Raw genomic sequence first — 15584 nt, 5'->3', positions numbered from 1 at the left:
TAATCTATCGTGTCCCGGACGCGGTGCAGCGCCTTTCGCGGTGCTCCGCAGAGCCGGGACCCACAACACTCTTATGGGCCCCGGCTCGGCAGCGCACCGCTACGCGCTGCGTCCGGGGAACGAATGCGGTTATCAGAAAGTTTCGTCATGACATCCGTTGCCACAAACCAAAAGCAAGAACCGATCGCGGTTCTCGAACACCTGCTGGCGTCACGATTTTCCTGCCGGGCCTTCAGGCCGGACCCGGTGCCGCGTGCGACCATCGAGCGCATATTGGCTGCGGCGCAGAAGACTGCGTCGTGGTGCAACAGCCAGCCGTGGCAACTGGCGATCACCTCCGGCGCGGCCACGAAAAGATTCCGCGACGTGATGTACGGCGCCGCCACCAGCGGCCAGCCCAACAGCGGCGACTTTCCGTTTCCGCGCGAATACCGCGGCGTCTACCTGGAGCGGCGGCGCGAAAGCGGCTTTCAGCTTTACAACTCGCTGGGGATACCCCGCGGCGACAAGGCGGGCTACGCCAGGCAGGCGCTGGAGAATTTCAATTTCTTCGGCGCGCCCCACGTCGCCATCGTTCATACCGACGAGGCGCTCGGCGTCTACGGCGCGATCGATTGCGGCGGCTATGTCACGAGTTTCATGCTGGCGGCGCAGGCGCTGGGACTGGCCACGATCCCGCAGGCGGCGCTGGCGTTTCATTCCGAATCGGTGCGCCGGCATTTCGGGCTCGGCGATGACCGGCGGGTGATATGCGGCATTTCATTCGGATTCCCCGACCGCGAGCACAAGGCCAACAGCTACCGCACCACCCGCGCCGGCATCGCCGATACCGTTACGTTCGTCGACGAGTAGCGGGCGGGGACAGCCATCGATGTTAATGCGATCAAGATTTCAATCCGCCCTCATCCTGAGGAGGCGCACTTGCGCCGTCTCGAAGGACGAGGGCAGCCCCATCCTTCGAGACGCGGCCAAGTGGCCGCTCCTCAGGATGAGGCCGAGAGAGTTTGCGCAAGCAAATGCCATCTAAAACTTCGGCGGGCGCTTTTCCGCAAACGCCCTGATGCCTTCTTTGATCTCGGCGCTGCGCATGCTGTCGCGGGCACGCCGGTCGGCGGCTTCCTCGTCGAGCGCGCCGCGGGCGAACTCGTTGATCGCGCGTTTCATGCCGCGCATCGCGACCGGCGCATTGGCCGCAAGATTGGCCGCGAGTTGATCGACCTCTGCGTCGAAACCTTCCGCCGGCGCCATCGCGGTCAAATAGCCGATCCGCAACATCTCCGCGGCGCCGATCTTTTTGTGCGGTGAGGAACAGTTTCTTGGCGTTGTCGACGCCGAGCCGCGACACATAGCGTTTGATGCCGCTGCTGTAATAGTGCAGCCCAAGCCGGGCCGCCGGCATGAACATCTCGCAAGTGTCGACGCCGATACGGAAATCGCAGGCCAGCGCCAGATCGGTCGAGCCGCCATAGACGCCGCCGTTGATCCGGCAGATCGTCGGTATCGCGAGGTCTTCGAGCCGGTTGACGACAATCTCGAACGCCGATCCGGCGGTCTGCTCCTCGGCGCCGCCGGCGCGTTCGGCGATCGAGCCGAGATCGTATCCGGCGCTGAAGGCGCGGCCGGTGCCGGTGAGAACCAATACCCGGATCGCCGGGTCGGCTTCGATCCGGTCGAACAGTGTCAGCAGCGCATCGAGGTCGTCGGGCTGGAGGCGGTTCAAATGCTTCGGCCGGTTGAGGCGGATGGTGGCGCGCGTTCCGTTGATTTCGAGCACCGGCGTGCTCGCCGTCCCGGCGGCGCCGGAAGCATGTCCCTGCATTATTTGTTCTCCAGCGCGCGCCGGCTCGCCTCGGCATCGATGGTCTCGGCGAGATCGGGATGCCGCGCCATCAGCAGGCGAAAGTCCACGAGATCGAGCACCAGCAGCCTCGACACCTGCGTGGTGGTAATATTGGCGGAGCGCAAATTGTTGCCGAGCAGCGCCATTTCGCCGAAGAATGCGCCCTCCCCGAGCGTCACCTTCTTGCCCGGCAAATCGACCTCGACCTCGCCGGCGGCGATGAAGTACATGCAATCGCCGGTCTGGCCCTTGCGGATAATCATGGTGCGCGCCGGCAGGTCCATGGTGCGCAGCACATGGGTCACATCGGCGATCGCCGCCGGGCCGAGCGCGGCAAAGAACGGCACCTTGCTCACCGATTCCCAGGTCTTGAGGAAATTGTCGCGGCGGGTTTCGGCGGCAAAACCGGTGGCGAGGATACCGGTCCAGAGCCCGAACACGCCGAGGCCGCAGATCATCACCACGGCCGCGACCAGCCGGCCGAGCGGCGTGATTGGCACCACGTCCCCATATCCCGTCGTGGTCAGCGTCGCGACCGCCCACCACAACGTCGCCGGCACGCTGCCAAAGGCGACCGGTTGGACGTCGCGTTCCAGGAAATAAACCGCGACCGAGGCCACGAACAGCACCATCAGGAAAATCACCAGCACGCTCAAAAGCGGTCCGGATTCCCGCACCAGCACCCGGCGCAACTGGCGCAATCCCGGGATTCCCGGAACCACCTTGAGCACCCAGAATACGCCGAGCAGCCACGCCGTTTTGGGCGAAGCGCCGAGGATGAGGGCGAGCGGCACGGCCGCCGCGGCGACGGCGTCCACCAGTCCGCGGCCGGATAGCGCGTAGCTCCAGCCGCGCCGCAGCAGAAAGGCGTGGCGAAGCCGGACCACCCATTCGAACACGAAGAAAGCCAGGCACGCCCACAACAGCGCATCGACCGAATGATGGGCGGCCTCATAGGAGGGATCGACCGTCAGCAGCAGCATCATGACGACGCCGATCGCGACCGCGGCATAGGCCGCCTTGGTCATGTTGCGGCCGGCCGTTGCGGCCACGAATTGCGCCAGACCGGGAAAATCGAGCGGCTTAGACATCAGAAGGGGCGCCTGCCGGTGGAGGAAATCAGTACACGGCCATGCGGTGCGTGACCGGCCGCCAAGGTGCCCAAGCAGGGGGAGGCCGTCAACGACGTGAAGAAAACAGCGTTATCGCCGGGCCGGATATCGCTCAGTGACCCCAGGGGCGGGACCGGGATTTTGGCCGGGATTGGCCCAAATCCGGACAAAACGCCGCTTTTTCCCCATATATCAAAAGCTCCCGCGGACATTATGATGACGGGCGAGCGCCGCAACACGACCCCCGCGAATTATTCACTCTGGAAAATCGGTTGGCTCCTCATGGATACATCACATTTAGCGGAACATGCCGGCACTCTGTTCGCATCGATTTTCGTCGTTGCGACCGCGACGATGCGGACCATGATCCCGTTGCGGATCTTCGGCATTCTCACCAACATCGTCCTGATCGCGACTTCGATTCCAACCCATAATTACCCGACCGCGCTGGTGCATTCGGTGCTGCTGGTGCTCAATTCGTATCGGCTGCACCAGATGTTGCAGTTGGTGCGCGACGTCAAAAAATCGGTCAACAGCGACCTGTCGATGGAATGGCTGAAGCCGTTCATGACCGAGCGCAAATGCGAAGCCGGCGAGGTGCTGTTTTACAAGGACGAGAAGGCCGAGGAGATGCTCTACATCGTCAGCGGCCGCTTCAAGCTGGTCGAATCGGGCATCGAGCTGCCGGTCGGCGCCATTGTCGGTGAACTCGGCATGCTGTCGCCGTCGAACGTGCGGACCCAGACGCTGGAATGCGTCGAAGCCGGTGTGATCCTGAGTGTCAGCTACACCAAGGTCGAGGAACTCTACGTGCAGAATCCGGCCTTCGGGTTTTACTTTCTTCGCCTCGCCAGCGCCCGGCTGTTTCAGAACATCGGAACGCTGGAGCAGCGGCTGGCGCAGCAGGCGGCCCCAGCCTCCGCTGCGCCGAACCCCGCTTAAGGGCCGGGAGCGCGGAAGTGGGAAGCGTCATGTCCTCGCTGCGCTATCTGTTCGCCGATTTCATCGGCGAGGACGACGCCGCGCCGCCGTTGCTGCCCGACGGTCTGCCCACCGGCGCTGCGGCGACCGTCAGCGACGGCATCCACCGGCTGATCGACTATCAGGGCCCCAGTTATGCGCAGCTTTATGTCAACCGGGTGCGGCGGTTCGTCGGACGTCGCGGAGTCGATGACGCGATGGTCGGTGAAATCGCGCGCCTGATGGCGCTGCGCATGAGCTACGAGGATCCGATCCGGATCGCACAGTTGAAGCTCGCCGAATTCGAGGTCGGGGGCGGCCAACCGCTGGCTCGATCCACCGACAATATCGCCAAATTCCGGGTTGATGAACTGATCGGTGCGCTCCCCGCTGTTGTCGCAGACCCAGTGCTGGACGTGCTGGAATGGATGGGTTGGACGCACATGCCGATCTCGATCCGCTTCAGTGCAAAAAACCGGTGGGGCATTCGCCGGCTGAAGGCCGAGGCGGGCTTGCGGCGATGGCGGCGGCTGTCGGTGCGCTATGCCAAGGAGCGGGTCTGGGTCGAACGCTGGCTGCACATGATCGACCGCAGCCTGACCAAGCAGCCAAAGTCCGCGTCCGCCATCGTGCAGACCGCTGATATGATTCGAGGCTACGGCGACGTCTATCGCCAGGGCCTCGCGGACTGGCATGCCATTATCGATGGCCTTGCCAAGCCGACCTTCGACGGCGTGCTGCCGCTGGCCGATCTTGCCGGCGCCGTCGCGGAGGCGCGCGCCGCCGCGATGCCCGATCCCCGCCAAGTCGCGCTCAAGCGCACCATCGCCGAGATCAGGGCGCGGGCACTCGGTGCCGGCGCGAACGCGGCGGCGGGTTAGAGTTTAAGGCTACGCGCTTTGCGCGGTCTTGACGATGACCACATTGTCGTCATGGCCGGCGCGGCGCTTCAGGCTCTCGCGCCGCATGGCGATCTCGTCGCGGACGAATTCATAGCCGAGCTTGAACGTATCCAGCCCGTCGCTCGAGATGGTGCCGTCGCGCAGTCCGATCACCGCGCCGCGCAGGATGGCTTCGAGTTCGTCCTGCAACGCGTCGAGCGCATCCTGCGAAGTGGCGTGTTCCATCCGCTCGCCGATGTCGAGAATGGCGGTCGCGAGTTCGCTGGCTTTCTCCGGCGCAATGCGGGTGACCTTGGTGTAGATCCCGGCAAAAATCGAACCGATAACGCTGAGCGCTGCCGCGCCGAGATATAAAAGGTCGCTGTAGCGGTCCATGAACGACTTGGTTTCGTCATTGATGTATTCCGCCGCTCCCGGGTGCGCGACGACGAAGGCGTCCTTGTCGGTGTCAGCCGGTTCGATCCTGGAGGCGAAGCCATCTTCCAGCGCAAGCTCCGCCTTGTTCTCGTAGATGGTGCGGGCAAGATCGCCCGCGGTGGTCGATGACATCCTGGATTGCGTGACCAGAAGCCATTGCAGTCCGATGGTATCGAGATCGTCGTCGGGAAGCGCAGGGGAGGAGGACAGCACGCCCGTCGCCAGCGTTTCCTCCGAAATGCCGGGATTTCTCCGCGCCAGCGCTTTCGACTCATCGATCGCGTTCAGGGTAAATCCGCCGCGCTTGGCATATTGCTCAAAACGCTTGTCCTTGACGATCGTGGAGGCGTGCGCAATCGCGATCACGGCGCCATAGCCGCCCGACGCAAACAATTTGTCGAGCGTCGAATCCGGCGGCGCCATCTGGACCCGCGAGGCAGCGTCGGAGCTGTCCGAGATTTCCAGCAGATTGCGGACGAACGCGGCGCTGTTGTCGCCGTCGGCCAAAACCGCAATTTTCCGCTTCTTCAGGTCGGCGAGCGATTTGATCTTTTTGCTGCCGGGGCTGATCAGCAGCAGCACATCGTGTTCCAGGATCGCCAGCGCACGGGCGCGGGGCGGGACTTTGGTGTCGGTGCGCAGCACGGCAAGGTCGGCCTGCCTGCGATCGAACTCTGCCAGCGCCTTGGTGCTGTCGCCACTGGGTACGATCTTGAGCCGCAGCCGCGAATTGGTGTTGTTGAGCACGGCGGCGAGCCTGGCGGCAAAACGGGCCTCCACGCCGTTGCCATCCCCGACGGCGAAGATCAACGTCTCGGAATTCCTGAGCCAGATGCGGCCACCCCATACCGTCGCGACCGTCAGGATCACGGTCAGCGCGGCGAACAGCAGCACTTGCCGCCGGTTGCTTCGCACAACCCGCGAACGCGCGGGCGGCTTCTCCGGTTGCGGTGTTGGCACTTCAGCGCTCATGGCTCAAACCCGCCGCCGGGGCGCTTCGCGGCCTGACCGGCTCGAAAAGGATCGTCTGACGAGATCGCAAATATCTAAAAAAGAACTATAATTTTCAGGTTTAAGCATGATATCCGCCTGCTGGCGGAATGCAAATCCGGGTCTTTCGGTAACCTTACCGGGCACGCCTGGATCGGTTCGCCGGGCTATCGCAGTTCGGCCACACCTGATGTTTTTCGGGTTCGCTGGAGGTGCATTCTGGCCCGGGAGGTGTCATAAATGACCGACACCCTTTGAATTGTTCGGGTTGAGGAATTGCGCTGATCGCCTGAATTTCAATTGTGCCATTCAAAATCAGTCCCAGCGAAGGGCGTCCGCATTGTTGTTTCCTACCTTATCCTCGTCGGTTCCGGTTGGTGCGCTCGTCGGCTGGATGCTGCTGCTGACCGCCAAGCATGTCGTTGCGGATTTTTTCCTGCAAAATTCCTGGATGGCTCACGGCAAGGACCAAAAGACCGGCTGGGCGCTGCCGCTCCTGGTTCATTGTCTGATACACCTTGCGGTTGCGATGGTGCTGATCCTGATTGTCGCGCCGCGGTTCTGGTTCGTCGCCCTGATCGATTTTGCGATTCACATCACGGTCGACCGCGCCAAGGGATTTTGCGTTTCCAACTTCGGCGTGACGCCGGAGCATCAATGGTTCTGGTGGCTGATCGGCATCGACCAGGCGCTGCACCATCTCACCGGTTTTGCGCTATCGATCTTCATGGCGGCGAACGGTTGATCTTCGTTTCGGGGATCGCATCCCGGATGAACGCGCTCGGATGGCGCTCCCCGACGTCCCGCTCGATCGGGATCCCGCCCGGTCTTTCGTAAAAACCCGAACGCTCGGGCCACACGCACAGATAGACGCGGCCGACGCCGAGCACGAAGCAATCCAGAGTTGCGCAGCCGACCCGGCGCGGCGCCGACGCCGCGCTGGCTGAGTCTGCGGATCGACCCACACCGTCAGTTGCGGGCGCGCATCGTGAAGGATCGTGGCATTGATTTGCGTCCGGCGCCGTCGCGCGGCATGTTGGTTCGATTGTGGAGGCATGAAACCATGACGGAACAACCGCTCACAAAGAAGACTGCCGATGTGCTGGATAGCTCCATGGCCTATCACGAGCGCGGCGAGGGCGCGCCGGTGTTGCTGCTGCACGGCAATCCGACCTCGTCCTATCTCTGGCGCGACGTCATCCCCGAACTGGAGGGCTGCGGCCGGCTGATCGCACCGGATCTGATCGGCATGGGCGATTCCGCCAAACTGCCGAATCCGGGTGCCGACACCTACCGGTTCACGACCCACCGCAGATATCTCGGCGCTTTCATCGATGCGGTCATCGGGGCCACGGAACCCATCGTGCTGGTGGTGCATGACTGGGGCTCGGCGCTCGGTTTCGACTGGGCCAACCATCACCGCGACCGTATCCGCGGCATTGCCTATATGGAAGCGATCGTGCGGCCGGTCGCCTCCTGGGACGAATGGAGCCCGTCGGCAACGCCGATCTTCCAGGGGTTTCGCTCCGACAAGGGCGAGGTGATGATCCTCGACCGCAACATGTTCGTCGAACGGGTGCTGCCGGGGTCGGTGCTGCGAAAGCTAACCGAGGCCGAGATGGCGGAATATCGCCGCCCCTTTGCAAAGCCCGAGGACCGCTGGCCGACGCTGACGTGGCCGCGGCAGATTCCGATCGCGGGCGAACCTGACGACGTGGTGCAGATCGTCACGGACTATTCGCAATGGATGGCAGCGAGCGATATTCCAAAACTGTTTGTTAATGCCGAACCCGGCGCAATTTTGATAGGTGCTGTCAGGGACTTCTGCCGAAACTGGAAAAACCAGACCGAAGTCACCGTATCGGGCTCGCATTTCATCCAGGAGGATTCCGGGCCAGCGATCGGCCGGGCGGTGGCCGACTGGATCAAGGCAAACTCGATCTGACCCGAATCGGAACCGCTCCGATTCGCTGGCATCCATCAAGGTCACCCGGGTGACTACTGGGTACCGTGGTTAACCTTTCGTTAGAGAGTTGCACTGCATTCTGCGGGTTGGGGGATATGCAAATGTTTTCAAGCCGCGATGCGTTCGAGAACGACTTCTGCCCGGTCCGGGAAGAATTGCTCGGCGAAATGTACCGCGCCAACGAAAATGGCCTGTCGCGACTGGTGGAGAGCGTTTCTTCCGAAGTCCGGGCCATGCTGGCGCTGTTCTGCTATCGCAGAAGCCATCTGCACTCGCTGGCGCTCTCGATCGCGGCAAGCTGCAGCGAGCGCGAACTGATGCAATTGGGCGGACGCGTCGGTTCCACGCTTTACACGCTGTCGCGCGAACCGGCGCGCTCCACGCCGTCGTACAGCAACCGCAAGCCGATCACGCTGTCGACCAAGCCGCTCAGCACATTTTCGCCGGTCGAGGACGAACTCGACGAAGATTTTGCGGAAGCCGTGACGGCTTGACCTCTCCACGCGTCATCCCCGCGGATTCGGGGAATCTAAAAGCTTGGCCGGGACGACAGAGTTAGATGAGCGCGGGTAACCCGTGCCGTTTTCGCGCCATTTCGCATTCAGGATCGCCAGGCACGCAGGTCCGGCAGACTTCAGGTCGCACCGCGTAGATGCCGCAGGACGTCGCCACGCCGACCTTGCCTGAAAGTGCCGAACACCGCTCACCGTCGCAGCGCATTCCCGAAAGTTTTTCGTTGACGAACTTTTCCGGAATCAAATCAAGCGCCGCGTCATCCTCGGTCGTGAAGCGCGGCCAGTTCGACGAATATGAACAACACGCACCACAGGCCTGGCAGGGGCTTTCGACATCTATGGCTGGCTCGCTGGTCTCCATGCCTTCCCTCTAGCGCGGAACGGGCCGATCGGCTAGCTGCCCTGCACACATCAGGTATCGCTCGGTTGTTCCCAGATCACGCTTCTTCGCCATTTCGCTCGGAGCAAGTCCCGCCGCTCCGGATATTTTTCGTCGAGATAGATGGCGTCGACGACGCGGTCGGTCCGAAAGCTGCGAAAATCCCTGCGCAGCTCGCACCATGCCGCCAATAGCCGCACGGCTTCAAGATAGCCGATGGCGACCGGCCAGATCGTGCGTTCGCTGTCGCGGCCATGCTCGTCGCGATAGCGCAGCGCGATCTTCTTGCCTTCGTGAATCTGCGCGCGGGTCCGCGCCATGTCGATGCGGTCAGGCTCCTTGTTCCAGCCTGGGCGGGCACGGCTGGCGGGTTCAAGCACAAAAGGTCTCAGGCGTTCAGGGACGGTGTCGGCGATTTTCGCGATCAGGTCCTGAGCGGCGCGGGACAAAGTTGCATCCGTATGGCCGGCGACCCATTGCGCGCCGAGCACGGCCGCTTCGATCTCATCGGGGGTGAGCATCAGCGGCGGCAGGTCAAATCCCTTTTCCAGAATATAACCCATTCCGGCCTCGCCGCGGATCGGCACGCGCTGTCCGATCAGCGTGGCGATGTCGCGGTAAATCGTCCGCTTCGAGGTCTCCAGCTCGGCTGCGATCGCGTCTGCCGTCAGTGGCTTCCGCGTGCGCCGGAGCACTTGAATGATCTGGAACAGCCGGTCGGCTCGTCTCATGGGGCGTCTCTTTTCAGGCGGCGGCTCGCGGATGCTGACAGCCTATTGGCAGCAGGGGAGCAGTATATCGGGACAACACTTCAAGCATGAGGATTTTGTCCATGATGATTCTGTACGGCCTCGAACTCTGGACAACGATGTCGCCGCTGCTGACACCACGGTGGCAGCAGGGGATGGCTAGCCTGAAGCGCCTGTTCAGAAAATCGGGAGCGCCCACATGATTACCCTCTATGGCTTTGGCCCCGGCTTCGGCTTGCCGGAAATCAGCCCTTTTGTGACCAAGACCGAAGTCCAGCTGAAGATGGCCGGTCTTGCCTATCGCAAGGAGCGGGCGATGCCTCCGGCCTCTCCCAAGGGCCAACTGCCTTATATCGCCGACGAAGCAGAACGCATTGCCGATTCCACCTTCATTCGCGCGCATATTGAAGGCAAATACGGTTTCGACTTCGATGCACCGCTCAGCCTGCAGGACCGCGCCCAGGCCTGGGCGTTCGAACGAATGATCGAACACCACGTCCATTCGGCGCTGATCGGCTCGCGCTGGGTCGATGCCGATAACTTTGCCAAGGGGCCGTCGCATCTGTTCGACGGCGCGCCCGAGCATCTGCGCGAAAAACTTCGCGAGGACGCCCAGTTCCGCGTTGCCGAGAATTATCTGTTGAGCGGCCTTGGCCGCCACGCGCCGGACGAGGACGTCGACCTCGCCATGCGTTCGCTGTTCGCGCTGTCGGTCCAGCTTGGCGACAAGCCGTATCTGATGGGCGGTGCGCCCTGCGGGACCGATGCCACCGCGTTCGGCATGCTGGCCGGCATCCTGACCCCGTTCTTCACTTCGCAACTGCGCGAGCGTACCGAACGGTTCCAGAATCTCACGGACTATGTCAGCCGCATGATGCTGCAGTATTATCCCGACTTTGCCTGGACCTCGGTTCGACAGGCGGCCTGAGTCTTACGACTGCACTGAAACTTGCTGCGGAGCCGGAGCGGCTTGTGCTGTACCTGACAGCCGGGCCAGCTCCGCCTCCAGTTCCGCGATCCGCACGTCGCGCGAAGCCAGCGCCGCGGCGACATCGGCGGCGTCGAATTTTTGCGGGATATGTTGCGGGCAGTTGGTGTCCCACGCCGAAATTTTGAACAGGATCACCTGCTCGGGCCGCGCGCGGTATCCCTTCTGCATCAGCGATTGCATCAGCGCCGGATCGTCATCGACCACGCGCGCCTCGCCCCAGATCTTGACGCGGCGGCGATGCGCATAGTCGATCAGGAAGATGTTGGCCCTCGGGTTTTCGGACAGGTTGCCCTGGGTGATGTATTGCCGGTTGCCGCTGTAATCGGCGAACGCCAGCGTGTTCTTGTCCAGCACCTTGACGAAGCCTTTCGGCCCGCCGCGGTGCTGGATATAGGGCTGTCCGTGCGCGGTCGCAGTTGCCAGGAACATGCTGTCCTGGCCGGCGAGAAACGCCGACAGGTCCTCGTCGATCTCGGTGCGCCAGCCGCCGCGCTCCTCGGCGCGGGCATACGCGTCGCGCGATCCCTTGCGGGACTGAATGGCCTTCACCGCCGGGGTGAACGCGACGTCGCTTGAATAGGTGTGAATGTCTGACATCGCAAACTCCTCTGGAAGTTCGTCCGCCGCGCCGCCGCGCGCCTCTTCACACGGTAAACTGGGCCCTTTCGAAATTTAAGCAATCCGGCGCATTGACACTTCATCATTGCAACATATGAAATAATGCCATGGATCGTATCGATGCCATGCAGGCCTTTGTCGCGGTGGCCGACCTCAAGGGATTTGCGCCGGCCGCCCGCAAACTTGGGCTGTCGCCGTCAGGGGTGACGCGGCTGATTGCGGCGCTGGAGGATCGTCTCGGCGCGCGGCTGTTGCAGCGAACCACGCGGTCGGTGACGCTGACCGATGTCGGCGCGCGCTACCTGGAGCGCGTCCGGCGCATTCTCAGCGACGTCGAGGAAGCCGAAAGCTCGGCCGAGGGCGAACGCACGCGGCCGAGCGGGCGGCTGGCGGTCTCGGCACCTGTTGGATTCGGACGCCTGCATGTCAGTCCGGTGATGTCGGCGTATTTGAAACGCTATCCCGAGGTTTCGGGCGAATTGCGGTTGTCGGATCGCATGATCAACCTGGTCGAGGACGGCGTCGATCTCGCAATCCGAATCGGGCACCTCGCCGATTCCAGCCTGGTGGCCCGCCATGTCGGCGAGATGCGGCGGATCGTGGTGGCCTCCAACGAATACCTGAGACAGCACGGCGAGCCGAAGACGCCAAAGGCGATCGCATCGCATGCAACCATACAGTTCGGCGCCATCGCCGCGTCGCCGGATTGGCGTTTTGTCGAGGATGGCCGCGAGGTCAGCATGATCTGCACGCCGCGGCTTACCACCAACAGCGCCGACGCCGCGATCCAATATGCCGAGCAGGACGGCGGCCTGACCCGGGTGCTGGCCTATCAGGCAGCGGCTGCGATCAAGGCCGGCCGGCTCAAGATCGTGCTGGCGAAATTCGAACCGCCGCCGCTGCCGATCCACATCGTCTACCCGACATCGCGGCTGTTGTCGGCCAAGGTGCGCGCGTTCATCGATCTGGTGATCGAGATCAGCGACTGGCATTTTGGCAAATAAATGCCGTCGTTCCGGGGCGACGCGCAGCGGCGAACCCGGAATCCAAGGATTCCCCGATGTGCAGTTGCACATCTGAGGTTCGCTCGTTTCACTCGCGCCCCGGAATGACGAACGCTATTCCTTCTTCGTCACCACCCGAAATGTCGCGTTGGCGCGGGCGATGACGGCATCGTCGGCCCTTACGACACATTGCGCGAAGCAGATCGTGCTGCCGGTCTTGATCACGTCGGTCTCGACCGTGAGCCACTGCCCGATCTGGCCGCTGCTGATGAAATCGATCGACATGCTGACCGTCACCAGCGAATAGGCGCCGCGCATCTTGTGACCGCAGCTGTGCCCCATGGCTTTATCGGCCAGCGCTGCAATCAGACCGCCATGGACGAACCCGCGCGCATTGGTGTGCGGCGTGGCCAGCCGAAGTCCCAGGATGATGGCGTCAGGTGTTTGCTTCGAGTAGATCGGCTCCCACGGATCGGTCAGCGGACTGCGCCGGGACTGGCGCTCGAAACCGGCGGGGATATGGGTAGCGGTCATGCGCGGTGCTCCATGCCGCTATTGAACGCGGTTCCGTTGCGAAATGCACGGCCTACAAAGTTTTAAACGAGATTTGCGCGGGTGTTTGAAACGCGTGGCAACAGGCTCGGCCCTCATCCTGAGGAGCGCGCGTTTGCGCGCGTCTCGAAGGATGGGCCGCGCGGGCCTCATGGTTCGAGACGGCGCAAGAGCGCCTCCTCACCATGAGGGTCTAATGCAGGACTACGAAAGGCCTTGGCCGACGGAGGGTAAGGCTAATATGGCAAGCCCACATAATTTTCCGACAGCGATGTCGTCGCCGCTTGCGAACTGACGAGATAATTGAGTTCAGCCAGCTGAATTCGTCCGCCAAAACCTTCGGTGTCGGGAAACCGGTGCATCATCGAGGTCATCCACCACGAGAACCGCACCGCCTTCCAGACCCGGGCCAGCGCTCTGGCGGAGTAGCCGTCGATCCCGGCGGAGGATTTCTCGTCGTAATATTCGCGCAACGCCTGCGCGAGGAAATGCACGTCGCTGGCGGCGAGGTTGAGCCCCTTGGCGCCGGTCGGCGGCACGATGTGCGCGGCGTCGCCCGCCAAAAACATCCGCCCGAACCGCATCGGCTCGGCGACGAAACTGCGCAAGGGCGCGATGCTTTTTTCGATCGAAGGCCCGGTGACGAGGTTGTCGACCGCCTTTTGATCCAGCCGCCGCTTCAATTCATCCCAGAACCGGTCATCCGGCCATTGATCGATGTGATCGTCGAGCGGACATTGCACGTAATAACGGCTGCGGTGCATCGAACGCATGGTGCACAGCGCAAATCCCCTGGCGTGGTTGGTGTAGATCAGTTCGTGGCTGACCGGCGGCGTCTCCGACAGGATCCCGAGCCAGCCGAACGGATAGACCCGTTCGAAGGTTTCGATCGCCTGTGGCTTGACGCTGGCGCGGCTGACGCCGTGGAATCCGTCGCAACCGGCGATGAAATCGCAGGCGATCTCATGAGTGGTGCCGTCCTTGACGTAGGACACGCGCGGCTGATCGGTATCGAAATCGTGCGGTTTGACCTCAGTGGCTTCATAAACCGTGGTCAGACCAGTCGCCTTGCGCGCGTTCATCAGGTCGAGCGTCACTTCGGTCTGGCCGTAGATCATCATGGTCTTGCCGGTGGCCGCCTTCATGTCGATGCGATGGCGCGCCCCGCCGAAGGCGAGCTCGATACCGTCATGGACCAGGCCTTCGCGGTGCGCACGCGCCCCGGCGCCCACTTCATCGAGCAGCGCCACCGTTCCCTCTTCAAGCAGGCCGGCGCGAATCCGGCCGAGCACGTAGTCCGGCGTCTGGCGTTCCAGAATGACGTTGTCGATTCCGTAAGCGTGAAGCAGCTGTCCCAGCAGCAACCCCGCCGGCCCCGCGCCAATGATTGCTACTTTTGTCCGCAATACTTGCTCCCTCCGATATTATAGGCTTGAACGAAGCGCCGCGGGCGAGGCCGCCCGTGCTTGCAATGATAATTATATCATATAACAATGTCCGCAAAGGGCAATTGAAGCCCGGATTTCAGGAGGGAGACGATGTCGATGAGGAAAACGTTCTTGGCGCTGCTGCTGGCCGCCAGCGTGACGCCTGCGTTCGCGCAGGAAAAGACCTTCGATCTGAAATTGTCGCACTGGGTGCCGGCGTCGCATCCGCTGCAAAAGGCGCTGGAAGACTGGGGCGCCGCGGTCGAAAAGGAATCCGGCGGTACGATCCACTACAAGGTCTATCCCGCCCAGCAGCTCGGCAAAGCGTTCGACCATTACGACATGGCGCGCGACGGCATCGCCGACGTCACCTACATCAATCCGGGCTATCAGCCCGGCCGTTTCCCGATCATCGGCGCCGGCGAGCTGCCGTTCCTGATGTCGAGCGCCAAGGGCGGCTCGATGGGGCTCGACGCCTGGTACCGGAAATATGCCGAGAAGGAGATGAAGGACGTCAAGTTCTGCCTCGCCTTCATCCATTCGCCGTCGTCGTTCCACATGCGCACCAAGAAGATCGTGGTGCCCGACGACGTCAAGGGCCTCAAGATCCGTCCCGCCGACGCCACCATCGCGAATTTCGTGACGCTGCTCGGCGGCACCAACGTGCAGTCCTCGGCGCCGGAAGTGCGCGACATCATCGAGCGCGGCGTCGCCGACGGCGTCACCTTCCCGGCGGGATCGCTGGTGCTGTTCGGCGTCGACAAGGTGACGAAATATCACATGGACGCGCCGCTCTATGTCACCACCTTCGCCTTTGTGATGAACAAGGACGTCTACAACCAGATGTCCGACCGCCAGAAAAAGGCCGTTGACGACAACTGCAATACCGAGGCCGCCGGCCGCGTCGGCGAGCCCTGGGGCAAGTTCGAAGACGCCGGTCTCGACAAGGTGAGGGCCGAGCCGGGCCAGGAAGTCTACAAGCTGACGCCGGAGCAGACGGCGCTGTGGAAAAAGGCCGCCGAGCCGCTGGTCAAATCCTGGGCCGACAATGTCAAGAAAGCCGGTGTCGATCCGGACGCGGCAATGGCCGAACTTCGCGCCGATCTCGCCAAATACAACGCGTTGGCGCAGTAAAGCCTGACACCAGCCCACACGGCGGCGG

At 62.5% G+C, this 15584-nt stretch carries 17 protein-coding genes and 1 pseudogene; 9 read left to right on the top strand and 9 right to left on the bottom strand.

All coding sequences use genetic code 11. From position 1 onward, the window contains the following. Positions 1–147: 147 nt before the first annotated feature. A complete protein-coding gene (locus B5527_RS35765; protein WP_079605688.1) occupies positions 148–852 on the top strand; it encodes a nitroreductase in 705 nt (234 codons plus the stop codon). A gap of 171 nt (positions 853–1023) precedes the next feature. Here the strand turns inward: B5527_RS35765 and B5527_RS35760 are convergent. Beyond that, positions 1024–1819 (bottom strand): annotated as a pseudogene (locus B5527_RS35760) (enoyl-CoA hydratase/isomerase family protein). Further along, on the bottom strand, positions 1819–2931 hold the full coding sequence (locus B5527_RS35755; protein ID WP_079605687.1) for a cyclic nucleotide-gated ion channel: 1113 nt from the start codon (positions 2929–2931) through the stop codon (positions 1819–1821). Before B5527_RS35755 ends, B5527_RS35760 begins: the two are co-directional and overlap by 1 nt. A 303-nt stretch (positions 2932–3234) precedes the next feature. On the opposite strand from B5527_RS35755, the gene B5527_RS35750 reads away from it, so the two are divergent. Continuing rightward, the gene (locus tag B5527_RS35750) at positions 3235–3894 is read left to right on the top strand and encodes a Crp/Fnr family transcriptional regulator (RefSeq protein ID WP_079607766.1); all 660 of its coding nucleotides are present in this window, start codon (positions 3235–3237) and stop codon (positions 3892–3894) included. Positions 3895–3923: 29 nt separating this feature from the next. Further along, on the top strand, positions 3924–4793 hold the full coding sequence (locus tag B5527_RS35745) for a DUF6537 domain-containing protein (RefSeq protein WP_425305045.1): 870 nt from the start codon (positions 3924–3926) through the stop codon (positions 4791–4793). Between the two features lie 9 nt (positions 4794–4802). Here B5527_RS35745 and B5527_RS35740 read toward each other — a convergent pair whose 3' ends face one another. Continuing rightward, positions 4803–6203 carry a TAXI family TRAP transporter solute-binding subunit gene (locus tag B5527_RS35740; protein ID WP_079605685.1) on the bottom strand — a complete coding sequence of 467 codons (1401 nt, stop codon included), beginning with the start codon at positions 6201–6203 and terminating at the stop codon, positions 4803–4805. A gap of 358 nt (positions 6204–6561) precedes the next feature. Between B5527_RS35740 and B5527_RS35735 the strand changes: the two genes are divergently transcribed. Beyond that, positions 6562–6966: a DUF3307 domain-containing protein gene (locus B5527_RS35735; protein ID WP_079605684.1), complete on the top strand. Its 405-nt coding sequence runs from the start codon at positions 6562–6564 to the stop codon at positions 6964–6966. Here B5527_RS35735 and B5527_RS44835 read toward each other — a convergent pair. Then, entirely contained in the window at positions 6947–7111 is a 165-nt protein-coding gene (locus B5527_RS44835; RefSeq protein ID WP_154072696.1) for a hypothetical protein, read from the bottom strand. The two genes, B5527_RS35735 and B5527_RS44835, sit on opposite strands and share 20 nt — an antisense overlap. Before the next feature lie 173 nt (positions 7112–7284). Here B5527_RS44835 and B5527_RS35730 point away from each other — a divergent pair, with 173 nt between their 5' ends. Together B5527_RS35730 and B5527_RS35725 are read left to right on the top strand one after the other, a co-directional pair. Further along, positions 7285–8166, top strand: a complete 882-nt coding sequence (locus B5527_RS35730) for a haloalkane dehalogenase (RefSeq protein ID WP_079607765.1) — start codon at positions 7285–7287, stop codon at positions 8164–8166. A gap of 122 nt (positions 8167–8288) precedes the next feature. Beyond that, positions 8289–8681 (top strand): hypothetical protein, encoded by a 393-nt coding sequence (locus B5527_RS35725; RefSeq protein ID WP_079607764.1) that lies wholly within the window; start codon positions 8289–8291, stop codon positions 8679–8681. Between the two features lie 61 nt (positions 8682–8742). On the opposite strand, the gene B5527_RS35720 is transcribed toward B5527_RS35725, so the two are convergent. Together B5527_RS35720 and B5527_RS35715 are read right to left on the bottom strand one after the other, a co-directional pair. Next, positions 8743–9063, bottom strand: coding sequence for a YkgJ family cysteine cluster protein (locus B5527_RS35720; RefSeq protein WP_079605683.1), 321 nt, complete (start codon positions 9061–9063; stop codon positions 8743–8745). Between the two features lie 50 nt (positions 9064–9113). Next, positions 9114–9812 carry a helix-turn-helix transcriptional regulator gene (locus tag B5527_RS35715; protein ID WP_079605682.1) on the bottom strand — a complete coding sequence of 233 codons (699 nt, stop codon included), beginning with the start codon at positions 9810–9812 and terminating at the stop codon, positions 9114–9116. Positions 9813–10029: 217 nt separating this feature from the next. Between B5527_RS35715 and B5527_RS35710 the strand changes: the two genes are divergently transcribed. Beyond that, on the top strand, positions 10030–10758 hold the full coding sequence (locus B5527_RS35710) for a glutathione S-transferase C-terminal domain-containing protein (protein WP_079605681.1): 729 nt from the start codon (positions 10030–10032) through the stop codon (positions 10756–10758). A 3-nt stretch (positions 10759–10761) separates the two neighbouring features. Here B5527_RS35710 and B5527_RS35705 read toward each other — a convergent pair whose 3' ends face one another. Beyond that, complete coding sequence (locus tag B5527_RS35705; RefSeq protein WP_079605680.1) at positions 10762–11418, bottom strand: pyridoxamine 5'-phosphate oxidase family protein; 657 nt, start codon at positions 11416–11418, stop codon at positions 10762–10764. A 128-nt stretch (positions 11419–11546) separates the two neighbouring features. Here B5527_RS35705 and B5527_RS35700 point away from each other — a divergent pair, with 128 nt between their 5' ends. Then, positions 11547–12443: a LysR family transcriptional regulator gene (locus B5527_RS35700; RefSeq protein ID WP_079605679.1), complete on the top strand. Its 897-nt coding sequence runs from the start codon at positions 11547–11549 to the stop codon at positions 12441–12443. Positions 12444–12557: 114 nt separating this feature from the next. Here B5527_RS35700 and B5527_RS35695 read toward each other — a convergent pair whose 3' ends face one another. Further along, entirely contained in the window at positions 12558–12977 is a 420-nt protein-coding gene (locus B5527_RS35695) for a PaaI family thioesterase (RefSeq protein WP_079605678.1), read from the bottom strand. A gap of 254 nt (positions 12978–13231) precedes the next feature. After that, entirely contained in the window at positions 13232–14401 is a 1170-nt protein-coding gene (gene pobA / locus B5527_RS35690) for a 4-hydroxybenzoate 3-monooxygenase (protein WP_079605677.1), read from the bottom strand. A gap of 138 nt (positions 14402–14539) precedes the next feature. Between pobA and B5527_RS35685 the strand changes: the two genes are divergently transcribed. Beyond that, positions 14540–15556: a TRAP transporter substrate-binding protein gene (locus B5527_RS35685; protein ID WP_079607763.1), complete on the top strand. Its 1017-nt coding sequence runs from the start codon at positions 14540–14542 to the stop codon at positions 15554–15556. Positions 15557–15584 lie beyond the last annotated feature (28 nt).

Source organism: Bradyrhizobium erythrophlei (genome assembly GCF_900129425.1).
GTDB classification, from domain to species: domain Bacteria; phylum Pseudomonadota; class Alphaproteobacteria; order Rhizobiales; family Xanthobacteraceae; genus Bradyrhizobium; species Bradyrhizobium erythrophlei_C.
This window is presented reverse-complemented; position numbering and strand designations above follow the sequence as displayed.

Bases quoted from the DNA above. Each gene is read 5' to 3' on its own strand.
- B5527_RS35750 (WP_079607766.1), top strand. From the start codon at position 3,235: ATGGATACATCACATTTAGCGGAACATGCCGGCACTCTGTTCGCATCG.
- B5527_RS35705 (WP_079605680.1), bottom strand. From the start codon at position 11,418: ATGTCAGACATTCACACCTATTCAAGCGACGTCGCGTTCACCCCGGCG.
- B5527_RS35720 (WP_079605683.1), bottom strand. From the start codon at position 9,063: ATGGAGACCAGCGAGCCAGCCATAGATGTCGAAAGCCCCTGCCAGGCC.
- B5527_RS35700 (WP_079605679.1), top strand. From the start codon at position 11,547: ATGGATCGTATCGATGCCATGCAGGCCTTTGTCGCGGTGGCCGACCTC.
- B5527_RS35685 (WP_079607763.1), top strand. From the start codon at position 14,540: ATGAGGAAAACGTTCTTGGCGCTGCTGCTGGCCGCCAGCGTGACGCCT.
- B5527_RS35710 (WP_079605681.1), top strand. From the start codon at position 10,030: ATGATTACCCTCTATGGCTTTGGCCCCGGCTTCGGCTTGCCGGAAATC.
- B5527_RS35745 (WP_425305045.1), top strand. From the start codon at position 3,924: ATGTCCTCGCTGCGCTATCTGTTCGCCGATTTCATCGGCGAGGACGAC.
- B5527_RS35715 (WP_079605682.1), bottom strand. From the start codon at position 9,812: ATGAGACGAGCCGACCGGCTGTTCCAGATCATTCAAGTGCTCCGGCGC.
- B5527_RS35695 (WP_079605678.1), bottom strand. From the start codon at position 12,977: ATGACCGCTACCCATATCCCCGCCGGTTTCGAGCGCCAGTCCCGGCGC.
- B5527_RS35730 (WP_079607765.1), top strand. From the start codon at position 7,285: ATGACGGAACAACCGCTCACAAAGAAGACTGCCGATGTGCTGGATAGC.
- B5527_RS35725 (WP_079607764.1), top strand. From the start codon at position 8,289: ATGTTTTCAAGCCGCGATGCGTTCGAGAACGACTTCTGCCCGGTCCGG.
- B5527_RS35740 (WP_079605685.1), bottom strand. From the start codon at position 6,203: ATGAGCGCTGAAGTGCCAACACCGCAACCGGAGAAGCCGCCCGCGCGT.
- B5527_RS35755 (WP_079605687.1), bottom strand. From the start codon at position 2,931: ATGTCTAAGCCGCTCGATTTTCCCGGTCTGGCGCAATTCGTGGCCGCA.
- B5527_RS35765 (WP_079605688.1), top strand. From the start codon at position 148: ATGACATCCGTTGCCACAAACCAAAAGCAAGAACCGATCGCGGTTCTC.